Source organism: Streptomyces griseiscabiei (genome assembly GCF_020010925.1).
GTDB classification, from domain to species: Bacteria; Actinomycetota; Actinomycetes; order Streptomycetales; family Streptomycetaceae; genus Streptomyces; species Streptomyces griseiscabiei.
In genome coordinates, this window is sequence record NZ_JAGJBZ010000002.1 from 816,951 (window position 1) to 840,429 (window position 23,479).

Below are 23,479 nucleotides of genomic sequence, written 5' to 3' on the forward strand. Positions count from 1 at the left end.
GATCGTACGGTGAGGCAGAATCGGGACAGGTCGTTCATACGCGGCGGCCAAAAGCCCACGAGCCCCCGTCCGAGCCTCCGTCGACCTGAAGGTCCCATGCCCCCCACGCTCGCCTCGCTCGTCCATCACTCCGCGCTCAAGCTGACCGTGCGGGCGGGCGGGGACCGCCTGGATGTGCCGGTGCGCTGGGCGCACGCCAGTGAGCTGGCCGACCCGGTGCCGTACATGGAGGGCGGGGAGCTGCTGCTGATCACCGCGCTGAAGCTGGACGCGGAGGATCCGGAGGCGATGCGGCGCTATGTGCGGCGGCTGGTGGGGGCCGGGGTCGTCGGGCTCGGCTTCGCCGTCGGGGTGCACTACGAGGACATCCCCGAGGCGCTCCTCGCGGCGGCCGAGGGGGAAGGGCTGCCACTGCTGGAAGTGCCCCGGCGTACGCCGTTCCTCGCCATCAGCAAGGCCGTGTCGGCCGCCATCGCCGCCGAGCAGTACCGGGCCGTGACGGCGGGGTTCGCGGCGCAGCGGGAACTCACCAAGCAGGCGCTGACCGACGGCCCCGAAGGGCTGCTGAGCGCGCTCGCCGGGCAGGTCGACGGGTGGGCCGCCCTGTACGACGCCTCCGGCGCGGTCGTCGCGGTGGCGCCCGAGTGGGCGGAGCGGCGGGCCGGGCGGCTCACCGCCGACGTCGAACGGCTGCGGGACCGGCCCGCGCCCGCCAGCGCGGTCGTCGGCGGCGAGGACCGCGTCGAACTGCACTCCCTCGGCACCGGGCGCCGCGCCCGCGCCGCTCTCGCCGTCGGCACGGCGGCGGCCCTCGGCACGGCCGAGCGGTACGCCGTCCACTCCGCGATCGCCCTGCTGACCCTCACGACGGAACGGTCGCGCTCGCTGCACGCCGCCGAGCAGCGGATCGGTGCGGCGGTGCTGCGGATGCTGCTGGCCGGGGAGTGCGACCACGCGCGTGCCGTCGCCCAGGATCTCTACGGGGAACTGCTGGACGCCCCGTTCCGGGTGATCCTCGCGGAGTCGGCCTCCGCGTCGGCTGCGCGGGCCCGGGTGGAGGGGGCCGCGGGGGCTGTGGGTGCCGTGGAGGGGGCGGCGGCCGGGGGCGTGGGCGTCCCACGAGCCGTGCAGGGGGTTGTGGAGGCCGGGCGGGCGGTGGCCGGTGTCGTCGACCCGGGCGGGGATCTGCTCGGGCGGCTCGTCGAGGTGGTGGAGGCGGCCGCCGCGCGGGCCGGGGAGACGGTGCTCGTCGTGCCCGACGGGGAGCGGCTGGTGGTGCTCGCCGTGGACGGGGGCGCGGTGGTCGCCGCGTGCGGGGAGTTCGCGCTGGGGCTGGAGACGTCTCGGGCGGTCGGGCGGGACGTGGTGCCCCTGACGTCGGATTCCGTCCCCGTGGACGAGGAGGAACTCGTCGTCGGGCTGTCCGCGCCGGCCGGGCCGATCGCGGCGGCGGCCGCCTACAAGCAGGCCGAGCAGGCGTTGTCCGTGGCCCGGCGGCGGGGGCGGTGTCTGGTCGAGCACGAGGAGCTGGCGGCCGGGTCGGTGCTGCCGTTGCTCGGTGACGACGCGGTGCGGGCGTTCGCGGACAGTCTGCTGCGGCCGTTGCGTGAGCATGACGCCACGGGGCGGGGGGATCTGGTGGCTTCGTTGCGGGCGTGGTTGTCGCGGCATGGGCAGTGGGATGCGGCTGCCGCCGATCTGGGGGTTCATCGGCATACGTTGCGGTATCGGATGCGGCGGGTGGAGGAGATTCTGGGGCGGTCGCTGGATGATGCGGATGTGCGGATGGAGTTGTGGTTGGCGTTGAAGGCTACGGCTGCGGCGGGGGAGTGAGCGGGTCTTCCTCGCCCCCGCCGCCCCTACCCGTCCCTCCCCCACTCTCGGCTTCGCTCGAGCGGGAGGTGCCCCCATCCAGGGGCTGCGCCCCTTCGCCCCCCATTTTCGCGCTCCGCGCGGGGGTGGGTGGGTACGCGCGCGTCCGGTGGGGGCTGGTCGCGCAGTTCCCCGCGCCCCTGAAAAGCAGGGGCTACGCCCCGTGCTTTTCAGGCCCGCCACCGATCGCCTTCAGGCCCGCCACCGATCGCCTTCAGGCCCGCCACCGATCGCCTTCAGGCCCGCCACCGATCGCCTTCAGGCCCGCCACCGATCGCCTTCAGGCCCGCCACCGATCGCCTTCAGGCCCGCCACCGATCGCCTTCAGGCCCGCCACCGATCGCCTTCAGCCCCGCCACCGATCGCCTTCAGGCCGTGGAGGGCTGGTCTTTCAGGCCCGCAGGGGCCTGAAGCTTTTAGGGGCGCGGGGAACTGCGCGACCAGCCACCACCGGAGCCGCACCCGCCGATGGACCGACCCCACCCCACCATTCCGGCGCAACCCCCACCCCCACTCATACGCGCCGGACAAACGACCCCCCGCCACCCCGGCCCTACCGTGGAGCCGGAAGACGACATGTGCCACCCACCGAAGGGCCGGGATCGACTATGACCGCCACCCATGCCTTCTGGCTCGCCGGCCGTCAGGCCACCGGTGAGACCACGTTCGATGTGAACTCGCCCTGGGACGGCCGCCTGGTCGGCAGGGTGAGCGTGCCGACGGACGGGCAGGTCGAGGAGGCCGTGGCCGCCGCGTACGCCGTGCGGGACGAGTTCGCGGCGACGCCGGCGCACGTACGGGCCGCCGTCCTGGACCACGTCAGCCGGAGTCTCGTCGAGCGGACCGAGGAGATCGCGCAGCTGATCTCCGCCGAGAACGGAAAGCCGGTCAAGTGGGCGCGCGGCGAGGTCGGCCGGGCGGTCTCCGTGTTCCGGTTCGCGGCCGAGGAGGCCCGGCGGTTCAACGGCGGCGAGGCGCAGCGGCTCGACACCGACCTCGGTGGACAGGGGCGGCTCGCCCTCACCCGCCGCTTCCCCAAGGGAGTCGTCCTCGGGATCGCGCCCTTCAACTTCCCGCTCAACCTCTGCGCCCACAAGATCGCCCCGGCGATCGCGGCCGGTGTGCCGATCATCCTGAAGCCCGCCCCGGCGACCCCCCTCTCCGGTCTGATCATCGGAGAGCTGCTCGCGGACGCCGCCACGGCCCTGCCCGCCGGGTCCTGGAGCATCCTTCCCGTCGCGAACGACCGCATGCCCGCCCTCGTCCAGGACGAGCGGCTGCCCGTGATCTCGTTCACCGGCTCCGAGAAGGTCGGCTACGCGATCATGGACTCGGCGCCGCGCAAGCACTGCACGCTGGAGCTGGGCGGCAACGGCGCGGCGGTCGTGCTCGCCGACTACGCGAGCGACGAGGACCTCGACTGGGCCGCCTCCCGTATCGCGACCTTCTCGAACTACCAGGGCGGCCAGTCCTGCATCTCCGTCCAGCGGGTGATCGCGGACGCCTCCGTTTATGACCGGCTGCTGCCGCGCATCGTCGCCGCCGTCGAGGCGCAGGTGACCGGCGACCCGTCCGACGGGGCCACCGATGTCGGGCCGCTCGTCAACGAGGACGCCGCCAAGCGGGTCGAGGCGTGGGTCCAGGAGGCCGTCGACGCCGGTGCCGCCCTCCTCGCCGGCGGCAAGCGCGACGGCGCCTCGTACGCGCCGACCGTCCTCGCCGACGTACCCGCCGACACGACCGTCTCCTGCGAGGAGGTCTTCGGGCCCGTCCTCACCGTGCGGAAGGTGGAGGGGGAGGCCGAGGCCTTCGCCGCCGTCAACGACTCCAAGTACGGCCTCCAGGCGGGCGTCTTCACCCATGACCTGCAGACCGCCTTCCGCGCCCACCGCGCCCTGGAGGTCGGCGGGGTCGTCATCGGGGACGTGCCCTCCTACCGCGCCGACCAGATGCCGTACGGCGGGGTGAAGCAGTCCGGTGTGGGACGTGAGGGCGTGCGCTTCGCGATGGACGACTACACCTATGAGCGGGTGATGGTGCTGACCGGGCTGCAGCTCTGAGGCATCGCGGGGGCACCGTCGAAATCGGTCCGCCCACCCCTAGCTTGTGACAATCATTTTCATGTATTCTCGGGTCAGATCCCGGGATGAAGGGGCCCGGCACCGATGCCTTCCGGTGCCGGGCCCCTTCTGTGTGCCGGCCTGCTTCCGGACCCTCAACCGGAGAAGCCGACGTGCGCCAGCCGCAAGGGGCCGCGCAGTCGGAGGCGGACGTCGTGCACGCCGGTGGCGGAGACGGCGGTGCGCAGGGTGGTGTACGTGTACGGGTCCGCGGTGGGCGGGGAGAGGGACAGGGTGGCCGGCACCGGGCCGCCGACGAGGGAGAACTCGACGCTGCCCCCGCCCGACACCTCCACGGTCACCTCGGTGATCCCCGCACCGAAGTCGCAGGCGCGGAAGAGCAGTTCACCGGACCCGCCGTCCGCCGGCGTCACCGCGTCGCCCGACACCTTCGCGCGGTCGACGATCTCCGTGCCGCGCTGCTCGTCGAAGTCCGCCGCGGCCAGGCCGTGGGTGACCACCGGGCGTGGGGCGACCGGGGAGCCCGCCACCGTGACCGTCGTCCGGAGGCGGATGTCCTCGCTCGACGCGCCGGCCAGCAGTTCGTACGCGCCGGGCTCCAGGTGCCAGGCGCCGTGGGCCACGTCCCAGAACTCCAGGACGGAGAGGGGGAGGTCGAAGGTCAGTTCCGTCGAGGCGCCGGGGGCGAGGGTGATGCGGCGGTGGCCGAGCAACTCGCGGCGCGGGCGCGGGACCGACGGGGCCTCGGCGCGGACGTAGAGCTGGGCGACCTCGTCGGCGGTCATCGCGCCCGTGTTGGTGACGGTGAGGGAGACGGTCAGCTCGGAGTCACCCACATGAGCGACCAGGTTTTCGTACGCGAACTCCGCGTAGGACAGGCCGTGGCCGAACGGGAAGAGCGGGACGCCCTCGAAGTAGAGGTACGTCTGACGGGCGCCGATCACGTCGTAGTCGAGGAGGCCGGGGAGGTCCGCGTCGGCGGCGTACCAGGTCTGCGGGAGGCGGCCGGCGGGGGAGACGTCACCGGCGAGGATCCGGGCAAGGGCGGTGCCCGCGGCCTGGCCGCCGTGCGCGGTCCACAGGACGGCGGGCAGGTCGGCGTGGTCGACGGCGTACGGGTAGGCCGAGACCAGGATCAGGACAGTGTTCGGGTTGGCGGCGCGGGCCGCGCGCAGCAGGCGTTCCTGGTGGGCGGGGAGCGCGAGAGAGGCGCGGTCCTCGGTCTCGCGGCCGTTGATGTGCGGGTCGTTGCCCGCGACGACGAGGACCACGTCGGCCTCGGCGGCGGCGCGGGCGACGGACGCCTCGCCCCGTTCGGTCACCACCAGGTCGAAGATTTCCGGATTGCCGTCGGCAACCTTTACTCCGTCGGCGCCGACAGTGACGTACCGGCCTGTCCCTGTGTGCTGGAGGAGGTGACCGTTCCCATGGGATCCGGAGGGCTCCAGGCGGAACGTCTCCTGGACGACCCAGCCGCCCGGCTGGTCGGCCGAGGCGCGCAGCCGGCCGTCGTCGGCGACCGAGAGATAGCGGCCGTCCGGCGCGCGGAGCGTCAGCACACCCTCGCCCCAGTCGACGAGGGCCAGTTCGGTGCCGGTCGCGTCCGTGGTGAGCGGCGGCAGGTCCGTGCGGCCCGCCAGGAGCGCCGGGTCGAGCGCGCCCTCGGCGCCGCGCGCCTCGTCGGCGGCGTCTGGCGCCTCGGGCACGGACAGGTACGCGCCGGTGGAGTGCGCCCGCAGGCGTACGCGGTCCACGCCCTCCGCGAACGTCACGCGCTCGGCGCCGAACCGGTCGTACAGGCCTTCGAGCGGGGTCGAGCGGTGGAGCAGGGTGCCGCTGTACCAGTCGAGCTTGCACTCGTCGGCCAGCAGCCCGACCACGGCGATCCGGGCGTCGGCGGCGAGCGGCAGCAGACCGTCGCCCTCCCGAGCCGGGCCTCCGTCCTTCCGCGCCGGACCGTCACCCTCCCGTGCCGGGCCTCCCTCGTTCTTCAGCAGGACGATCGCCTGTTCGGCGGCCTCCCGGGCGAGGGCGCGGTGGGCCGGGGTGTCGAAGTCCTTCAGGTCGGCGTACGGGTCGGTGCCGGGGTCGAACTCGCCGAGGCGGAAGCGGACGGAGAGCTGGCGGCGGACGGCGGTGTCGATGTCGTCGGCGGTCAGCAGGCCCCGGTCCAGGGCACCCCGGATTCGTCCGATCATCGTCGAACTCTCGGTGCCGTGATCGGTGAAGCTGTCGACGCCGGCGCGCAGCGAGGCGGCGGTGGCCTCCTCGTGGGTGTCGAAGTAGTGCTCGGAGTCGACCAGGTTCGACGGCGCGCCCGCGTCCGAGCAGACCAGCAGGTCCTCGTCGGTCCAGGTGCGCAGATGCTCGGCCAGCGAGGGCGAGACGTGGTTGGGGCGGCCGTTGACCAGGTTGTACGCGGGCATCACACCGGCCACCGCGCCCGCCTCCACGGTCGCGCGGAAGGCGCGCAGGTCGTACTCGTGCAGCACGCGCGGGCGGACCGAGGAGGAGGTGGTGGAGCGGTCGGTCTCGTTGTTGTGCGCCAGCCAGTGCTTGAGCACGGGGGCGGTGCGCCAGTACGTCGGGTGGTCGCCGCGCAGACCGCGGGTGTACGCGGTCGCGATGGCCGAGGTCAGCCTCGGGTCCTCGGAGTAGCCCTCCTCGTTGCGGCCCCACAGGGGGTGGCGCAGCAGATTGACCGTGGGGGACCAGACGTTGAGGCCGACCCGGTCGTCGCGGGCGCGCATCGCGCGGGTCTCGGTGGAGACGGCCTCTCCCACCCGGCGGACGAGCTCCTCGTTCCAGGTCGCGCCGAGGCCGACGGCCTGCGGGAACACCGTGGCCGGACCCATCCAGGCCACCCCGTGCAGGGCCTCCTGGCCGGTGCGGAAGGCGGCCACCCCGAGACGCTCGACCGCGGGTGCGAACTGGTGCAGGAACGCGATCCTCTCGTCCGGGGCGAGCCGCTGGAGCAGATCGTCGACGCGCTTCGCGAGCGACAGCTGCGGATCGCGGAAAGGCGGCGTGGGCGTCGTCTGTGCGGTCACGTGAGGCATCCCTTTGCGGTGGAGCGACGAGGCGCTTTCGAAGCGCTTCGATGCTCATTCGACCGTGGGGTGGGTGTCAAGGGACCAAGGCGCGGCAGATCCGTTTCCGCACCGTCACGCAGGCCCGGATATCGATGGTGGGAAGGGGGTGTTCCGGTCGTCCGTACGTCGTTCACACCTCCGAGGAATCTGCGAATCGACCCTTGTGCACCCCCGGTCGTTCACTTAACCTCGCAGCAACATCGAAGCGCTTCGACTGCCTCGGCTGCGGAGGGAACCGCTTCGCGTGCTCACCTCCCTCCGCCGGTCGTCAGTTCCCTCGCTTCAGCACAGCCAGTTCCTCTCAGACACCGCAGCCGACGGCCACCGCCGGGTGTCCTGGTGTGCGCCATGAAGGGTTGACGCAATGACGCCGAACTCCGCCACCTCCGCCGAGCCCAGCCGGAGAAGCTTCCTCGCCTCCACGGCGGTCGCCGCCGCCGTAGTGGCGGGGGGTGTGCCGCTGCTGTCCGCCTGCGGCGGCTCGCAGGAGGGCCGCAAGGAGGGCACGACGTCGGGCAAGGACGCGCAGAAGATCCTTCCGACGTTCGTCGCGTCGAGTGTCGTCGCGCCCGACCTGCCGGCGAAGAACGGCGCGCCCGCCGGTTTCACCCAGGCGATCGCGACGGCCGACCTGAAGACCTCGGTCCCGAAGAAGCTCGGCAGCGGCGGCGGGCTCAAGGTCATGTCCCCGTTCTGGGGGACCCCGCCGAAGGGCGGCAACCCCTACTACAAGGCCATGAACGAAGCCGTCGGCGTCGAGGTCACCTGGCAGAACCAGGACGGTGTCACCTACGACCAGAAGCTCGGCGCGGTCCTCGCCTCCAGCGACATCCCGGACGTCGTGGTCGTCCCCGGCTGGAACCTGATGGGCAAGATACCGAGCGCCATCAACGCCAAGTTCGCCGACCTCGGCCCCTACCTCTCCGGCGACAAGGTCAAGGAGTACCCGAACCTCGCGGCCGTCCCCTCCGAGGCCTGGCAGCGCGGCATCTTCGGCGGCCAGCTGCGCGCGATCCCGATGCCCGCCCCGTACGTCACGGACATCGCGCCCATGTACCGCAAGGACCTCTTCGACAAGAAGGGCTACAGCGTCCCGACGAGCCCCGACGAGTTCCTGTCCTGGGCGAAGGAGGCCACGGACGCCAAGTCGAAGGTATGGGCCTGCGACGACATGAAGTGGACGGCGTTCAACATCTTCAGTGTCTTCCCCGGCAGCGACAAGGCGCTGTGGTGGAACATGGTCGACGGCAAGCTCGTCAACCGCGTCGAGACCGACGAGTACCTCGAAGCGCTGGAGTGGACCCGCAAGCTCTACGCCGCCGACGTGGTCCACCCGGACGCGGTCTCCGGCAAGGCGGGCGGCGATGCCAGGAACCGGTTCACGGCCGGGCAGTCCCTCGTCTTCAACGGCAACATCTCCGGCTGGTGGGGCTCGGTCTCCGAACAGGCCACCCAGAACCCCGACTTCGAGATGGGCGCCTTCGACATCTTCGGCCCCGACGGCGGCGACCCGTCCCTGTGGGCGGTGCAGCCCGCGAACATCTTCACCTTCATCAGCAAGAAGGCGTCGGCCCAGCAGATCAAGGACTTCCTCGCCCTCTGCAACTACTGCGCCGCGCCCTACGGCACCAAGGAGTTCATGCTCACCGCCTACGGCGTCGAGGGCACGGACTACGACGTGAAGAAGGGCCTGCCGGTGAAGACCACCACGGGCGTCAACGAGGTCAACGGCGCCTACGACTACACCGGCAACCCGGCCCCGTACACCGCCTACCCCGACTTCCCCGAGGTCACCAAGGGCATGGTCGAGTGGATGCAGCGGATGGGCGCCTTCACCGAGAAGACCTCTTTCTTCGGGCTGACCGTCACCGAGCCGAACCGCTGGACCAACCTCGCCGACAACTTCGAGCAGTTGGAGGACGACGTCGTGCGGGGCCGCAAGAAGATCAGCGACGTCCAGCAGGCGGTGTCCGACTGGAAGAGCAAGGGCGGCGACGGTCTGCGCGACTGGTACAAGAAGCTGCTCGACGACACCGGTTCGGCGAACTGACCCGGGGCAGAGGCGAGGAGACGGCCGTGTCCCACAGCACGGTGCCCCGGTCCAGGGCCGAGGCGAAGACCCCCGACGGGACCCCGGGCGCGTCCGACGACGCCACCGGGACCGGCCGCGGAGGCGGCGGGCGCGCGGGCGGACGGGCGCGGAAGCGCGCGGGCGAGCACACGGGCAGGCTGAGCCTGCGCCTCAGATTCCGGCGCGACCGCACCCTGATCCTGATGACGCTGCCGGCCGTCCTGCTCGTCCTGGTCTTCAACTACATACCGATCCTCGGCAATGTGGTCGCCTTCCAGGACTACGACCCCTACCTCAGCGACAACGGCTTCGTCGCCATCTTCCAGAGCCCCTGGGTCGGCGTCGAACAGTTCGAGCGGATCTTCGCGGACTCGGCCTTCTGGCACGCGGTGCAGAACACGTTCGTGCTGTTCTTCCTCCAGCTCGTCCTGTTCTTCCCCATCCCGATCCTGCTCGCGCTGCTCATCAACAGCATCGTCAGGCCCAGGATCCGGGCGGTCGCCCAGGCGATCATGTACCTCCCGCACTTCTTCTCCTGGGTCCTCGTCGTCACCGTGTTCATGCAGATCTTCGGCGGGGCGGGCGTCATCGCGCAGACCCTCCGGCAGCACGGCTACGACGGCTTCGACCTGATGACCAACCCGGAGATCTTCAAGTACCTGGTCACGGTCGAGATGATCTGGAAGGACGCCGGCTGGGGCATCATCGTCTTCCTCGCCGCGCTCTCCTCCGTCTCCCACGACCTGTACGAGGCCGCCGCGATGGACGGCGCCGGACGCTGGCGGCGCATGTGGCACATCACCCTGCCCGCCCTGCGCCCGGTGATCGCCCTGCTGCTGGTGCTGCGCGTCGGCGACGCCCTGACCGTCGGCTTCGAACAACTGCTGCTCCAGCGGCAGGCGGTGGGCGTCGACGCCTCGGACGTCCTCGACACCTATGTCTGGTGGAACGGCATCCGCAACCAGGACTTCAGCTACGCCGCCGCCGCGGGACTGGTCAAGGGTGTGGTCGGCCTCGCCCTGGTCCTGACCGCCAACAAGGTCGCCCATCTCATGGGCGAGCAGGGGGTGTACAAGAAGTGAGCGCACTCCTCGACAACACGGCCAAGCCGGTCGACGAGCCCGCGGCGCGGAAGCCGGGCCGGTGGGCCGCGCCGCCCCGCCCGGTCTGGGAGGAGGAACCCGCCAGGGCGGGCCTCGCGGGCAAGGGCATCGCCCTCGGCTTCGCCTGCTTCGCGATCCTCTTCCCCCTGTGGATCGTCATCGTCACCAGCCTCCAGACGAAGAAGACGATCGACGCGGCGGGCGGCCTGGTCGTCATCCCCAAGGGGATCACCTTCATCGCCTACAAGGAGCTCCTCGGCGGCGGCCAGGTCCAGACGGCCGCGCTGGTCAGCGTCGGGGTGACGGTGGTGGGCACCCTGTTCAGCATGACCGTGTCGGTGCTGTGCGCCTACGGCCTCTCCCGTGTCGGCTCGCTCGGCCACCGCTGGATCCTGATGACCCTGCTCGCCACGATGTTCTTCGGCGCGGGACTCATCCCCACCTATCTGCTGGTCCAGGGCCTGGGCCTCACCGACACCTATCTCGCGCTGATCCTGCCGAGCGCGGTGAGCGTCTTCAACATCCTGGTCCTGCGCGCGTTCTTCATGGGCATCTCACCGGAACTCATCGACAGCGCGCGGATCGACGGCGCCGGCGACTGGCGGATCCTGTGGCAGATCGTGATGCCGCTGTCGAGGGCGGTCCTCGCGGTCATCGCCCTCTTCTACGCGGTCGGTTACTGGAGTGCCTGGTTCAACGCGTCCATCTATCTCACCGACCAGGACATGATGCCGCTGCAGAACGTCATGATCCAGCTCGTCCAGAAACAGGAACGCCCGGTCGGCCTCTCCGCCCAGATCAACACGGGCCAGCTCTCGCCGCTGGCCGTCCAGATGGCGGTCATGGTCATGGCCCTGCTGCCCGTCGCCGTTCTGTCCCCCTTCGTCCAGAAGCACTTCAAGAAGGGGATGCTGACCGGTGCGGTCAAGGGGTGACCGGGGCGCCTGATGGCTCGGGGGGCCGGTCTCGTGGGCGGGTGCGGGTGCGTGGGGCTTCTCGCGCAGTTCCCCGCGCCCCTGAAAGAGGCCTACGGCCCTTCCGGGACGAAAAGCACGGGGCGCGGCCCCTGCTTTTCAGGGGCGCGGGGAACTGTGCGAGCAACCACCCACCACCCGCACCCGCCAAGCCACCCGCACCCCCGAGCTCACAGGCGCCCACCCCCTCCCCACACGTACAGACGAGGTATGTCATGCACACCCCCAAGCCAACCCGCCGCACCGTACTCGCCGCCACCACAGCCACCGCAGCCCTCACCGCCCTCCCCACCACCCTGGGCACCCCGGCCCACGCGGCCGGGGCCCGAAGCGGCTCAACCGCCGGAGGCACGACGTACCGATGGCGCAACGCGGTCATCGGCGGCACCGGCTTCGTCACCGGCGTCCTCTTCCACCCGGCGCGACCCGGTCTCGCCTACGCCCGCACGGACATCGGCGGCGCCTACCGCTGGGACGACCGCAAGGCCCGCTGGACCCCGCTGACCGACCACCTCGGCTGGGACGACTGGAACCTCCTCGGTGTGGAGGCCATCGCCCTCGACCCCGCCCACCCGAACCGGCTCTACCTCGCCCTCGGCACCTACGCCCAGTCCTGGGCCGGCGACGGCGCGATCCTCCGCTCCGAGGACCGGGGCACGACCTGGACCCGTACCGACCTCACCGTCAAGCTCGGCGCCAACGAGGACGGCCGGGGCGCGGGCGAGCGCCTCCTCGTCGATCCGCGCGACAGCGACACGCTGTGGCTGGGCACCCGGCACGACGGCCTGCTCAGATCGACCGACCGGGGCGCCACCTGGGCGGCGGCGACCGGCTTCCCGGCGACGCCCACCGCCTCCGGCCAGGGCGTCACCCTGCTCGTCGCCGCCGGACGCACCCTCTACGCGGGCTGGGGCGACGCGGACGGCACCTCCGCCAACCTCTTCCGGACCAAGGACGGCACCACCTGGGAGGCCGTCCCCGGCGGGCCGACCGGTGTCTCCGCCAAGGTCCCGATCCGCGCCGCGTACGACCGGCACTCCCGCGAGCTGTACGTGACGTACGCCAACGCCCCCGGACCGAACGGACAGTCCGACGGCAGTGTGCACAAGCTCCGCACCACCGACGGGAGATGGACCGACGTGACCCCGGTGAAGCCGGGCGGCACGACGGGCGACGGCTCCGCCGACACCTTCGGCTACGGCGGGGTCGACGTCGACGCCCGCCGCCCCGGCACGGTGGTCGTGTCCACCAACAACCGCTGGGCCGACGTCGACACGGTCTACCGCTCCACGAACGGCGGCCGTTCCTGGACGTCCCTCAAGGACTCCGCCGTCTTCGACGTGTCCGAGACCCCCTATCTCACGTGGGGTGCGGACAAGCCGAAGTTCGGCTGGTGGATCCAGGCGCTCGCCCTCGACCCGTTCGACTCGAAGCACCTCGTGTACGGCACCGGCGCGACCCTCTACGGCACCCGGGACCTCAAGCGCTGGGCGCCGCAGATCCGGGGTCTGGAGGAGACGTCCGTACGCCAGCTGATCTCGCCTCCGGTCGGGGAGGCGCATCTGATCAGCGGTCTCGGGGACATCGGCACCATGTACCACGAGCGCCTCACGGCGTCCCCGTCGCGCGGGATGGCGTCGAACCCCGTGTTCGGGTCGGCGACCGGGCTCGCGCAGGCCGCGGCGAAGCCGTCGTACGTGGTCCGCACCGGCTGGGGCGACCACGGCAACGGCGCGTACTCGCACGACGGGGGCCGGACCTGGGCGCCCTTCACGGCCCAGCCCGACATCGCCAGGGACGCGCCGGGGCCGATCGCCGCGGCCGCCGACGGCAGCGCGCTGCTGTGGTCCTTCGTGCACTGGGACGGCACGAAGTACCCGGCCCACCGCTCCGCCGACAACGGCGCGACCTGGACCGAGATCCCCTCCTTCCCGAAGGGCGCCACACCGGTCGCCGACCCGGCCGACCCGACGCGCTTCTACGCCTACGACACCGACACGGGGACGCTGTACGCCAGCACCGACAGCGGCCGTTCCTTCACGGCCCGCGCGAGCGGACTGCCGTCCGGGGACAGCCAGTTCAAGCTGGTCGCGGCCCCGGGCAGGTCCGGTGACCTGTGGCTGAGCGTGAAGGGGAACGGGCTGTACCGCTCCACCGACGGCGGGGTGACCTTCGCGAAGCTCGACAGCTGCCGCTCCTCGTACACCCTCGGCTTCGGCAAGGCAGCCCCCGGCGCCGGCTACCCGGCGGTCTACCAGGTCGGCTCGACCGAGACCATCACCGCCGTCTACCGCTCCGACGACGGCGCGAAGACCTGGACCCGCGTCAACGACGACGCCCACCAGTGGGGCTGGACCGGCGAGGTGATCGTCGGCGACCCGCGTGTGTACGGCCGGGTGTACCTGGCGACGAACGGGCGCGGCATCCAGTACGGGGAGCCCGTCTGATGCCGGAGCCGACCCGCCCCTCCCTGGCCGACGCCACCCGCGGCCGGATCCTCTTCGGCGGCGACTACAACCCCGAGCAGTGGCCCGAGGAGGTGTGGCACGAGGACGTCCGCCTGATGAAGCGGGCCGGCGTCAACTCCGTCACCCTCGGCGTCTTCTCCTGGGCGAAGCTCGAACCCCGGCCGGGGGCACGGGAGTTCGGCTGGCTGGACCGGCTGATGGACCTGATGCACGAGCACGGCGTCGGTGTCGTCCTCGCCACCCCCACCTCCTCCCCGCCCCCGTGGATGGGCCGCCTCCACCCCGAGACGCTGCCGCGCGACGAGAACGGGCAGACCGAGTGGTGGGGCTCCCGCCAGCACTTCTCGCACTCCAGCGACACCTACCGCCGCTACGCCGCCGCCATCACCGAGGACCTCGCCGCACGCTACGGCGGCCACCCGGCGCTCACCATGTGGCACATCAACAACGAGTACTGCACCTACGACTGGGGCGACGAGGCGGCGGCCACCTTCCGCGACTGGCTCCGGCGGAGGTACGGCACCCTCGACGCGCTCAACGAGGCCTGGGGCACGGCCTTCTGGAGCCAGGGCTACGACGGCTGGCACGAGATCCTGCCGCCGCGCCGCGCCCACTACATGAAGAACCCCACCCATGTGCTCGACTTCAAGCGGTTCACGAGCGACATGCTCCTGGAGTGCTACGTCGCCGAGCGGGACATCGTCCGCCGGCACACCCCGCACCTCCCGGTCACCACCAACTTCATGCCGCTGTGGGTGGGCCAGGACGCGTGGCGGTGGGCCGAGGAGGAGGACGTCGTCTCGGTCGACCTCTACCCGGACCCGCGCGACCCGCTGGGCGCGCAGCACGGGGCGCTGGTGCAGGACATGACCCGCTCCCAGGCGGGCGGCGCTCCCTGGATGCTGATGGAGCAGGCGGCCGGACCGGTCAACTGGCGCGGCGTCAACCACCCCAAGCCCCGCGGCCTGAACCGTCTGTGGTCCCTCCAGGCGGTCGCCCGGGGCGCGGACGCCGTCTGCTACTTCCAGTGGCGGCAGTCCCGGCAGGGCGCCGAGAAGTTCCACTCCGGCATGGTCAGCCACGCGGGCGAACAGGGACGCACCTACCAGGAGATCGCACAGCTGGGCGCGGAACTGGCGGCGGTGGGCAACGAGGTGGCGGGCCGTCACCTCTCCTCCGACATCGCCGTGCTCTTCGACTGGAACTCCTGGTGGGCCGGTGCCCAGGACGGCCGGCCGTCGTCCGAGGTCGACCTCCCCCAGGTCGTCCGCGCCTGGCACCGCGCCCTCTGGGAGTCGCACCTCACCACCGCCTTCGCCCACCCCGAGCACGACCTCACCCCGTACCGGCTCGTCGTCGTGCCCCAGCTGTACCTGCTCACCGACGCGGCGATCGAGAACCTCCTCGCGTACGTACGAGGCGGCGGCACCCTCGTCAGCGGCTTCCTGACCGGCGTCGCCGACCAGGACGACCGCGTACGCCCCGGCGGTGTGGACGTACGGCTCCGCGACCTCTTCGGCATCCGCACCCTGCACGAGTGGTGGCCCCTGGACGCGGGGGAGACGGTCGAGTGCGAGGGCCCCTCGGGGACCTTCCGGGGCACGCTCTGGTCCGAGGAGATCGAGGCGGCGGACGCGGCGGACACGGACGAGACCGTCCCCTGGCGGTACCGGGGCGGCGAACTCGACGGGCTCCCGGCGGTGTTGCGGAGGGGGCGGGCCCGGTACGTCTCGACGCTGCCCGAACCCGCCGCGCTGCGCGGCCTGTTGGCACGGATCGCGGCCGACGCCGGGGTGCGGCCGGTGCTGGAGGGCCTGCCCGACGGGGTCGAGGCGGTCCGCCGCGGCGAGGTGCTCTTCGTGCTCAACCACGGCCGTGACGAGGTCACCGTCGACGTGCCGGGCACCCACCGCGACCTGCTCACGGGGACGACCGTCACCGGCGCGCTGTCGCTCGGCCGCCACGGCGTGGCGGTGCTGAAACCATGATCACTTCCCCCGGCGCCGAACCGCTCGTTCCGCTCCACCCCGGTGCCGGAGAAGACCGCGTCCTCGTCCAGGGGCCGCGGTAGCTCTCCCCACACGCAGTTCCCCCCACCCATGGAAGGACACGACACCCATGGCAACACGCACCCGCACACGTACCCGCACAGGGACCGGCACGGGTCCCCGCACCCTGGGCCGGATCGGCAAGGCCCTGCTCGCCCCCGCCCTCGCGCTCGGCGCCACCATCGGTCTCGCCTCCGCCCCCGCCTCGGCCGCCGTCTGGAACTCCTGCGACCAGTGGGGCAACACGAACCTGAACGGCTACACGCTCTACAACAACATCTGGGGCTCCGGCGCCGGCAGCCAGTGCATCTGGGCCAACTCCGGTACCAACTGGGGGGTCTGGGCCAACCACCCCAACACCGGCGGCATCAAGTCGTACCCCAACTCCAAGAAGGTGATCAACAGGACGATCACCTCGCTCGGCTCGCTCAACAGCAGCTACAACGTCACGGTGCCGTCGTCGGGCGCGTACAACACGTCGTACGACATCTGGGACACGGACTACGACTACGAGATCATGCTCTGGGTCAACTACAACGGGGCCGTCGGCCCGCTCGGCACCGCGCAGGGCAACGTCACGCTCGGCGGCCACACCTGGAGCGTCTACAAGGGCAGCAACGGCGCCAACGAGGTCTTCTCGTTCCTGCGCACCTCCGACTCGAACTCCGGCACGGTCCAGATCCTCCCCATCCTCAAGTGGATCAAGGACACCAAGGGCTGGATGGGCAACGAGATCATCGGTGACGTGCAGTTCGGCTTCGAGGTCACCTCGTCCTCCGGTGGCCTGGACTTCGCCACCAACAACCTGACCGTCAGCAGCAGCTGACACCCGACGGCGACCGAGCCGTAGGCAGGGAGGCCCGGGCCGGTGCCGCACCCCCACGCGGCACCGGCCCGGGCCGACCTACAACCCCTCGGGGCGGGCCTCCGCCGTCAGACGGATCAGCAGCGCGCCGGGGGCGCGGGGCACCGACACCCGCAGTTCGCCGGTGGCCGGGTCCCAGGCCGCCGCCGCGTCCGTCCGGGCGGCGGACGGGTGCAGGATCTCGGCGCGGACGGGGGCGTCCCGACCCGCCAAGTGCGCGACCGGCAGCCGTACTTCGGCCTCACCACCCCTGCGCCACACCGAGAGGTACGCCCGCCCGTCCCCGCCCGGCACGCGCATTCCCAGCGCCAGCCACTCGTCCGTCCAGCCGGGCAGCCCGAGCGGCCAGAAGGGCTCGGCGTGGGCCAGGTCGGCGCGCACCGACTTGTACGTCGCCACCGCCTCGCGTACGAGGCCGAGTTGACGTGCCGTCATACGGTCGAGGTGGCCCGACAGGTGGATGCGGCCGAGGAGGGCGCCGCCGAGGGTGAGGGTGATCAGGTCGTCGTCGTACTCGGGCTGCGGGTAGGCCCAGACGGCGCCCTGTTCCGGCGGTACCGCCGTGGGCGCGGCGGCGGCGATCGGGGGGTAGCGGAGGGGGTCCTGCTGGTCGCTGGTGGACTGGAGCTGGGAGACGGCGAGGGTGGCGCCGTCCATGCGCATGCCGCCGGAGGCGCAGTTCTCGACGACGAGGCGCGGGTGGCGGTCCAGGACGGCGGAGAGCCAGTCCAGGTAGGCGTGGGCGTGCCCGAGCAGGCCGGCGCCGGGGGCGAGGTCGCCGGGGGCGGTGGTTCCGGGGTCGATCACGATGTTGTAGTCGAGCTTGAGGTAGCCCACGCCCCAGTCGCCGACGATGCGATCCACTGTCCTGTCGAGGTGCGCGCGGGCCGCCGGGTGCCGCAGGTCCAGCTGATGACGGCCCTGCTCGGCCAGCCGCACCCCGTCCCGCTGGAAGAAGGCATCGTCCGGCAGCTCCGCCGCCACCGCGCTGCGCACCCCGACCACCTCCGGCTCCAGCCACAGCCCGGGAACCATCCCCCGCTCCCGGATCCGCTCCAGCACGGCCCGGATGCCGCCGTCGGCCGGGGCCCCGCCGCCCTCGCCGCCCTGGGGAAAGCGGCGCGGCGACGGCAGCCATGCGCCGACGCTGTCCCACCAGCCGCCGTCCACCGTGTCGTCGTACCAGCCGGAGTCGATACAGAAGTACTCGGCGCCCGCCTCCGCCGCCGCGTCGATCAGCGGGAGCAGCTTCTCCGTGGTCGGGTCGCCCATCAGGGTGTTCATGTAGTCGTTGAAGACGACCGGCAGCGCCTCGTGGTCCGGATGCGGGCGCCGCACGGCCCGCCGGTACGCGGTCAGCGCCGCGAACGCCTCGTCCAGCCCGGCGAACACCTCGCCCGGCCCCACCCCGGGCGCGCTTCCGTCCTCCGCGTCGGCGGCTGCCCCGGCGGAGGAACCGAGGGCCGACCCGGCGACCGCGCCGACCGCAGACCCAGCCATCGCTCCAGCCCCACCCCCAGACGTCACCCCACCCGCAACCCCGAGCGCCACCACCGCCCCCACCGTCGTGAACTCCTCGCCCGGCGCCACCCGCACCCGCCACTGGTGCTCCGCGTCCGTCGGGCCGTTCACGGCGAGGTATGTGCCGTGCGCCCGTTCCCCGAGGTCCCACCGCCACCCGGCCGGTGACTCCACCTGCCAGACCCACGCCCGGCCCGGCCTCCCCCGCCCGCCCCGTTGCGTCAGCGCCCCCATCGGCAGGTGCCCGTCGCTGGGCCAACTCCCGCGCCCGGTCAGGGAGAGCGCCGCCCGGCTGTCGTGCTGGTGGGCGTCGGCGCCGATGTCCGCGACCGTCGCCCGCAGCGGTTCGGCGTACCAACGGCACTCCGCGAGCCAGTCGTTGCGCGCCCGGTGCACGTCGAGGAGGCCGGGGGAGGGGAGCCCGCCGAGAAGCAGGCTGCTGACGGACTGGACGACGATCGGCTCGGTCCCGTCGTTGCGAAGCCGCACCCGCGACCGCAGCGCGGCCACTCCGACGGGAGACGACAGCTCGACGAACGCGGTCAACCCGCTGACCGCGTCGTGCAGTTCCACCGTCAGCCGCTCCCACCCACGGCCACCACCGCCACCAACGCCGCCACCATCGCGCCCACCACCGTCCCCCCGATCGCCCCGGTGCCCCCGATATCTCAGCCGCCCCCCGAACGCCGTCCCCGTGAACCGCGGCCCGGACCACCCGCTCCCATGCCCGAACGCCGTCAACTCGACCAGGGGCAGCGCGACGTCGGGATCGGCGGTGTCACCGGACGGCCCGAGCCGGACCAGCCGGAGCGTCCCGTCGGCGGCCGTCGCGAACACGCTCTCGATCTCCGGATGACCCCAAGTGAAGCCCGGAGCAACGCTGTTGTGCCCACCGGCGCTCTCCGCCGGATCGCTCCCGCCGAAGTCGCTCGCACGCAAGTCCAAGTCGCTTCCCCTCTCGAGCCGGCCCGTCCGTGCCCCGCCCGGACGCCGCCCGCCACCGGGGGCGCCCGCGTGAATCTCTCGTTACGTTCTCTTGACGACACCTGTGTGACCGGTCACAATCCTGACATGAATGTGACCGGTCACACAAGGCGCCCGGCGAGCATCCGGGACGTCGCCACGGCCGCCGGCGTCTCGTACCAGACCGTCTCCCGGGTGATCAACGACCACCCCAGCGTCAAGCAGACGACGCGGGCACGGGTGATGGCGGCCATCGACGAGCTGGGGTTCCGGCGGAACGCCACCGCGCTCGCGCTGGCCAGCGGGCGCACCCGGGCCGTGACCGTGCTGACCGCGAACACCACGCACTACGGCTACGCCTCGATCCTCCAGGGCATCGAGGAGGCGGCGCGGGCGGCGTCGTACGCGGTCGGGATCGGGGTCCTGGAATCGGCGGACGAGGCCGCGGTCGCCGCCGAGGTGCAGCGCGCCACCGACGCGGGCGGCGGCCTCATCGTGATCGCCTACGACCCCGCCGGGGTGGCCGCCCTGGACGCGGTCCCCGCCGCGCTGCCGGTCGTCGGCGTCGTCGAGACCCCCGCGACCCCGCCCGGCGGCGACCGCCCCTGGGTGTGGACCGACGACCGCGAGGCCGCCTACGAGGCGACCCGGCATCTGCTCTCCCTCGGCCACGAGACCGTGCACTACGTGGCGATCCCGTCCAGCACCCGGCGCACCGGCGCCCGCACCACCGGCTGGCAGCAGGCGCTCAAGGAGGCGGGAGCGCCCGAACCCCGTCCGGTGCAGGGGAGTTGGGGCCCGGCGGGCGGTCACGCGGCCGGTCTCGCCCTGGCACAGGACCCGGCGGTCACCGCGATCCTCTGCGGCAACGACGACCTCGCCCTCGGTGTGCTGCGCGCGCTGCACGAGGCCGGACGGTCCGTACCCGGCGAGGTGAGCGTCGCCGGCTTCGACGACGCCCCGCACTCCGCGTATCTGACCCCGTCCCTGACGACCGTACGGCTGGACTTCACCGGCCTCGGGCGGGCCGCCTTCGCGCTGCTGCACGGGGTGGTGGAGGAGTCCGCGCAGATCGCCCCGCACCCCGTCTCCGTGCCGCACCTCGTGGTGCGGGAGAGCGCGGGCCCGCCGCCCACGTCCCCGACCGGCCCGCCCGCGAGCCGCACGGACGCCTGAACGCCCCCGCTCACGACCGCCGACTCCCGTGACGAGCATGACGAGCACAGCTGTTCCGCATCCTGCCCTGCCCTGAACCACCCGTTCTCGAAAGGCACGTGATGAAGACAAGAGCTCTCCCGACGCTGGCCCTCGTCTGCGCCCTCGGTCTGGCCGCCACCGCGTGCAGCGATCCCACGGCGGGGACCCCGGGCACGGACACCGACGCGAAGCGGACGGCCGTCGATCCCACCGCACGCCTCGACGGTGTGAAGCTGACGATGTGGACGGCGCAGAACACGGTCACCGCCCCGAAGCAGGTCGTCCAGGCCTTCGAGAAGGCCACCGGCGCCCAGGTGGAGACCCAGGCGGTCCCGGACCTCTACGAGCAGAACGTGCCGACCAAGCTGGCCTCCGGCGACCGCCCCGACCTGATGTTCTGGCAGCCCTCCGTCTCCACGCTCCCGTTCGTCCAGCCACAGCAGAACCTCCTCACCCTCGACGGCGAGGAGTGGGTCTCCAGACTCGGCGACACCGAGAAGTCGCTCGGCGTCATCGACGGCAAGCGGTACGCGGCGATCGTCACCAGCCCCGCCATGCTCGGCGTCTACTACAACAAGGACGTCTTCGAGCGGGCCGGCATCACCGAGAAGGACTTCCCCCAGTCCTACGACGAACTGCTCGCCCTCGGCCACAAGGTCGTCGACGGCACCGACGCCGCCGCCTTCTACGAGGCCGGCGGCGACAAGTGGCCCCTCCAGTGGCAGATGCAGGTGCAGCTCACCGACCTGGACGAGCGGTGGTGGGCGGATCTGAACGAGAACAAGGAGAAGTGGACCGACCCGGTCGTCGTCGGCGCGATCAAGAAGTACAAGGAGAAACTGCTCGACGCCGGGCTCGCCCAGAAGAACCACCGCACCGGGACCTTCACCGGACAGGCGGACGCGCTGTGGAAGGGCGAGGCCGGCATGGTCCTCAACGTCACCTCCTTCCAGAGCCAGTTGCAGGCCAAGCACTCCACGAAGGAGATCGACGAGCGGATCGGCTGGTTCCCGGTCGCCAACTCGGCGGCCACCGGCCTGTACTCGCCCGACCAGACCAACGGTGTCGTCGCCTTCAGGACCGGTGACGAGAAGCGGCAGAACGCGGCCCGGCAGTTCCTCGCCTTCTGGCTGGGCCCGGACTACCCCGACTACATCAAGGCGATGAAGATCCCGTCGGTGCAGCCCTCCGTGCCCACCCCGGACGGCCTCCCGGAGGCGTCGAAGGCCCAGGTCGCGGCCCTTCCCACGGCCGTCGGCGTCTTCCAGGCCAAGGCGATCGTCGCCCCCGACACCCACCTCTACCTCGCCGACATGCTCTTCGGGAAGAAGAGTCCGCAGCAGGTCGCCCAGGCCATCCAGGACCAGTTCGCGCAGGTGGCCAAGGCCCAGGGCGCGCCCGGTTTCTAGCCATGGCGGACACAGTCGTACGCAGCGCGCGCAAGCAGCAGGCCCCCGCGCCGGGCGCACCCAAGGGCGTGGGCCGGCTGCCCCGCGCCGCCGTGCACCACCCCTGGTGGTTCGCGCTCCCCGCGATCGTCGTCTTCGCGGGCTTCTTCCTGGTGCCCAACCTGCTCAACTTCTACTACCCGTTCACCAACTGGTCCTCCTACCACCCGGACATCGCCTTCACCGGCCTCGACAACTTCAGGACCGTCGCCGACGACGGCAGCCTCGTCCGCGCGATCCGCACCACCCTGCTGTACGCGCTCCTCGCGGCCGTCTTCCAGAACGTGTTCGGGCTGGTGCTGGCGCTGCTGCTGGAGGACGACACCCGCTTCAACCGGTTCTTCCGCGCCGTGTTCTTCCTGCCCGTGCTCATCTCGGCCCTCGCCACGGGGTACGTCTTCCAGGCACTCCTGGACCAGGACGGCGCCGTCAACTCGGTGCTCGGCACGGACGTCCCCTGGCTGGGCTCGACGACCTGGACGCTCGTCGTCGTCACCCTGATCCACGGCTGGAAGTGGATGGGCCTGTCGATGCTGATCTATCTGGCGGGCCTGAAGGGCATCCCCGGCGACATGCTCGAAGCCGCGCGGATGGACGGTGCCGGGCCCTGGCGGACGTTCTGGTCGGTGCGCTGGCCGATGCTGGCCCCGGCGCTCACCTTCAACGTCACCACGGCGCTCATCGGCTCCATGAACACCTTCGACATCGTGCAGGCCACCACCGGCGGCGGTCCGGCCGCCTCCACCGAGGTGTTCAACATCTATATGTTCCGGATCTTCGGCCAGGGCCTGTACGCACAGGCCTCCGCGATGAGTCTCGTCCTCTTCCTGGTCGTGGTCGCCGTCGCGATCCCGCTGGTCATCGGCCTGCGCCGAAGGGAGCAGCTGCTGTGAGCGCGGTGCTGTGGCGCTACGGGCGCCCCGCCCTCGTCCTCCTGTTCGCCGGGCTCGCCGTCGGCGTCCCGCTGTGGCTGGTCCTCGTCACCTCCGCCAAACCGCAGGCGGAGGCCATCAGACCGAACCTGGACCTGCCCGGGCAATGGCAGCCCGGCGCCAACTACGCGGACGCCGTCGCCCAGGGCGAGATGCTGCGGGGCCTCCTCAACTCCCTCCTCGTCGTGGTCCCTTCGGTGGTCCTCGTGCTGCTCCTCGGCGCGGGCGCCGCCTGGGTCTTCGCCCGCCGGAAGTCACGGCTGGTGTCGGCCGCGTACGCGCTGTGCATCAGCGGACTGCTGCTGCCGCCCGCGGTCATCACCATCGTGATGGAGCTGCGACAGCTCGGCCTGGCCGGCACCCGGCCCGGAATGATCGCCGTCTACACCGGGATGTACCTCTCCACCTCGATCTTCTTCATGACGGGCTTCATCCGCGCCATCCCGATGGAGCTGGAGGAGGCGGCCCGGATCGATGGGGCGAAGCCGCTGCGGATCTTCGCCCGGATCGTCCTGCCGCTCCTCCGGCCGGTCATCGCCACCGCGACGATCATGGTGATGCTCTACGCCTGGAGCGACATCTTCTACGCCTTCTTCGTCCTCGGCGGCGGCGACCGGGCCACCCTCCCGCTCAACCTCTACAAGGTCGCGAGCGCCCAGCTCTACCTCAACAACTGGCATCTCGTCTTCGCGTACGTCGTGGTGATGAGCCTGCCGCTGGTCGCCGTCTTCGTCGTCGGCCAGCGAAAGATCGTGTCCGGAATCACCAGTGGAGCCGTCAAATGACCGGAGGTCCAGCAGCGTGAGCCCCCACACCGGTACGAGCACCCCCATGAGATCCCGCA

14 protein-coding genes are annotated in these 23,479 nt (G+C 71.5%); 12 read left to right on the plus strand and 2 right to left on the minus strand.

Annotation, left to right across the window (positions count from 1 at the left end; all coding sequences use genetic code 11):
* Window positions 1-96 precede the first annotated feature (96 nt).
* The gene (locus J8M51_RS21160) at window positions 97-1,833 is read left to right on the plus strand and encodes a PucR family transcriptional regulator (RefSeq protein ID WP_267299380.1); all 1,737 of its coding nucleotides are present in this window, start codon (window positions 97-99) and stop codon (window positions 1,831-1,833) included.
* 647 nt (window positions 1,834-2,480) lie between these two features.
* A complete protein-coding gene (locus J8M51_RS21165) occupies window positions 2,481-3,932 on the plus strand; it encodes an aldehyde dehydrogenase family protein (RefSeq protein WP_267299381.1) in 1,452 nt (483 codons plus the stop codon).
* A gap of 155 nt (window positions 3,933-4,087) precedes the next feature.
* Here J8M51_RS21165 and J8M51_RS21170 read toward each other — a convergent pair whose 3' ends face one another.
* Complete coding sequence (locus J8M51_RS21170; protein WP_086761971.1) at window positions 4,088-7,003, minus strand: glycoside hydrolase family 3 C-terminal domain-containing protein; 2,916 nt, start codon at window positions 7,001-7,003, stop codon at window positions 4,088-4,090.
* Between the two features lie 406 nt (window positions 7,004-7,409).
* Here J8M51_RS21170 and J8M51_RS21175 point away from each other — a divergent pair, with 406 nt between their 5' ends.
* The 6 genes from J8M51_RS21175 to J8M51_RS21200 all read left to right on the plus strand — a co-directional run bounded on the left by J8M51_RS21175 (window position 7,410) and on the right by J8M51_RS21200 (window position 16,535).
* Window positions 7,410-9,095, plus strand: a complete 1,686-nt coding sequence (locus J8M51_RS21175) for an extracellular solute-binding protein (protein ID WP_216591459.1) — start codon at window positions 7,410-7,412, stop codon at window positions 9,093-9,095.
* Window positions 9,096-9,121: 26 nt separating this feature from the next.
* Window positions 9,122-10,198 carry an ABC transporter permease gene (locus J8M51_RS21180; protein ID WP_086764178.1) on the plus strand — a complete coding sequence of 359 codons (1,077 nt, stop codon included), beginning with the start codon at window positions 9,122-9,124 and terminating at the stop codon, window positions 10,196-10,198.
* Entirely contained in the window at window positions 10,195-11,154 is a 960-nt protein-coding gene (locus J8M51_RS21185; protein WP_086764176.1) for a carbohydrate ABC transporter permease, read from the plus strand. Before J8M51_RS21180 ends, J8M51_RS21185 begins: the two co-directional genes overlap by 4 nt.
* A gap of 254 nt (window positions 11,155-11,408) precedes the next feature.
* Complete coding sequence (locus J8M51_RS21190) at window positions 11,409-13,640, plus strand: beta propeller repeat protein (protein WP_086762094.1); 2,232 nt, start codon at window positions 11,409-11,411, stop codon at window positions 13,638-13,640.
* Window positions 13,640-15,649 (plus strand): beta-galactosidase, encoded by a 2,010-nt coding sequence (locus tag J8M51_RS21195; RefSeq protein ID WP_086762092.1) that lies wholly within the window; start codon window positions 13,640-13,642, stop codon window positions 15,647-15,649. Before J8M51_RS21190 ends, J8M51_RS21195 begins: the two co-directional genes overlap by 1 nt.
* A 130-nt stretch (window positions 15,650-15,779) precedes the next feature.
* Window positions 15,780-16,535 carry a glycoside hydrolase family 12 protein gene (locus J8M51_RS21200; RefSeq protein ID WP_086762091.1) on the plus strand — a complete coding sequence of 252 codons (756 nt, stop codon included), beginning with the start codon at window positions 15,780-15,782 and terminating at the stop codon, window positions 16,533-16,535.
* 78 nt (window positions 16,536-16,613) lie between these two features.
* Here the strand turns inward: J8M51_RS21200 and J8M51_RS21205 are convergent, their stop codons facing one another.
* Window positions 16,614-19,040: a glycoside hydrolase family 36 protein gene (locus J8M51_RS21205; RefSeq protein WP_398856584.1), complete on the minus strand. Its 2,427-nt coding sequence runs from the start codon at window positions 19,038-19,040 to the stop codon at window positions 16,614-16,616.
* A 126-nt stretch (window positions 19,041-19,166) separates the two neighbouring features.
* Between J8M51_RS21205 and J8M51_RS21210 the strand changes: the two genes are divergently transcribed.
* From J8M51_RS21210 to J8M51_RS21225, 4 genes are all read left to right on the plus strand, one after another.
* A complete protein-coding gene (locus J8M51_RS21210) occupies window positions 19,167-20,234 on the plus strand; it encodes a LacI family DNA-binding transcriptional regulator (protein ID WP_086755513.1) in 1,068 nt (355 codons plus the stop codon).
* A gap of 101 nt (window positions 20,235-20,335) precedes the next feature.
* Window positions 20,336-21,664: an ABC transporter substrate-binding protein gene (locus tag J8M51_RS21215; RefSeq protein WP_086755514.1), complete on the plus strand. Its 1,329-nt coding sequence runs from the start codon at window positions 20,336-20,338 to the stop codon at window positions 21,662-21,664.
* A 2-nt stretch (window positions 21,665-21,666) separates the two neighbouring features.
* The gene (locus J8M51_RS21220; RefSeq protein WP_086755515.1) at window positions 21,667-22,596 is read left to right on the plus strand and encodes a carbohydrate ABC transporter permease; all 930 of its coding nucleotides are present in this window, start codon (window positions 21,667-21,669) and stop codon (window positions 22,594-22,596) included.
* On the plus strand, window positions 22,593-23,420 hold the full coding sequence (locus tag J8M51_RS21225) for a carbohydrate ABC transporter permease (protein ID WP_086755516.1): 828 nt from the start codon (window positions 22,593-22,595) through the stop codon (window positions 23,418-23,420). Before J8M51_RS21220 ends, J8M51_RS21225 begins: the two co-directional genes overlap by 4 nt.
* Window positions 23,421-23,479: the final 59 nt, after the last annotated feature.

Excerpts from the sequence above, each read along its gene's own strand:
- J8M51_RS21160 (WP_267299380.1), top strand. The coding sequence starts at position 97 with ATGCCCCCCACGCTCGCCTCGCTCGTCCATCACTCCGCGCTCAAGCTG.
- J8M51_RS21165 (WP_267299381.1), top strand. The coding sequence starts at position 2,481 with ATGACCGCCACCCATGCCTTCTGGCTCGCCGGCCGTCAGGCCACCGGT.
- J8M51_RS21175 (WP_216591459.1), top strand. The coding sequence starts at position 7,410 with ATGACGCCGAACTCCGCCACCTCCGCCGAGCCCAGCCGGAGAAGCTTC.
- J8M51_RS21190 (WP_086762094.1), top strand. The coding sequence starts at position 11,409 with ATGCACACCCCCAAGCCAACCCGCCGCACCGTACTCGCCGCCACCACA.
- J8M51_RS21195 (WP_086762092.1), top strand. The coding sequence starts at position 13,640 with ATGCCGGAGCCGACCCGCCCCTCCCTGGCCGACGCCACCCGCGGCCGG.
- J8M51_RS21200 (WP_086762091.1), top strand. The coding sequence starts at position 15,780 with ATGGCAACACGCACCCGCACACGTACCCGCACAGGGACCGGCACGGGT.
- J8M51_RS21210 (WP_086755513.1), top strand. The coding sequence starts at position 19,167 with ATGAATGTGACCGGTCACACAAGGCGCCCGGCGAGCATCCGGGACGTC.
- J8M51_RS21215 (WP_086755514.1), top strand. The coding sequence starts at position 20,336 with ATGAAGACAAGAGCTCTCCCGACGCTGGCCCTCGTCTGCGCCCTCGGT.
- J8M51_RS21220 (WP_086755515.1), top strand. The coding sequence starts at position 21,667 with ATGGCGGACACAGTCGTACGCAGCGCGCGCAAGCAGCAGGCCCCCGCG.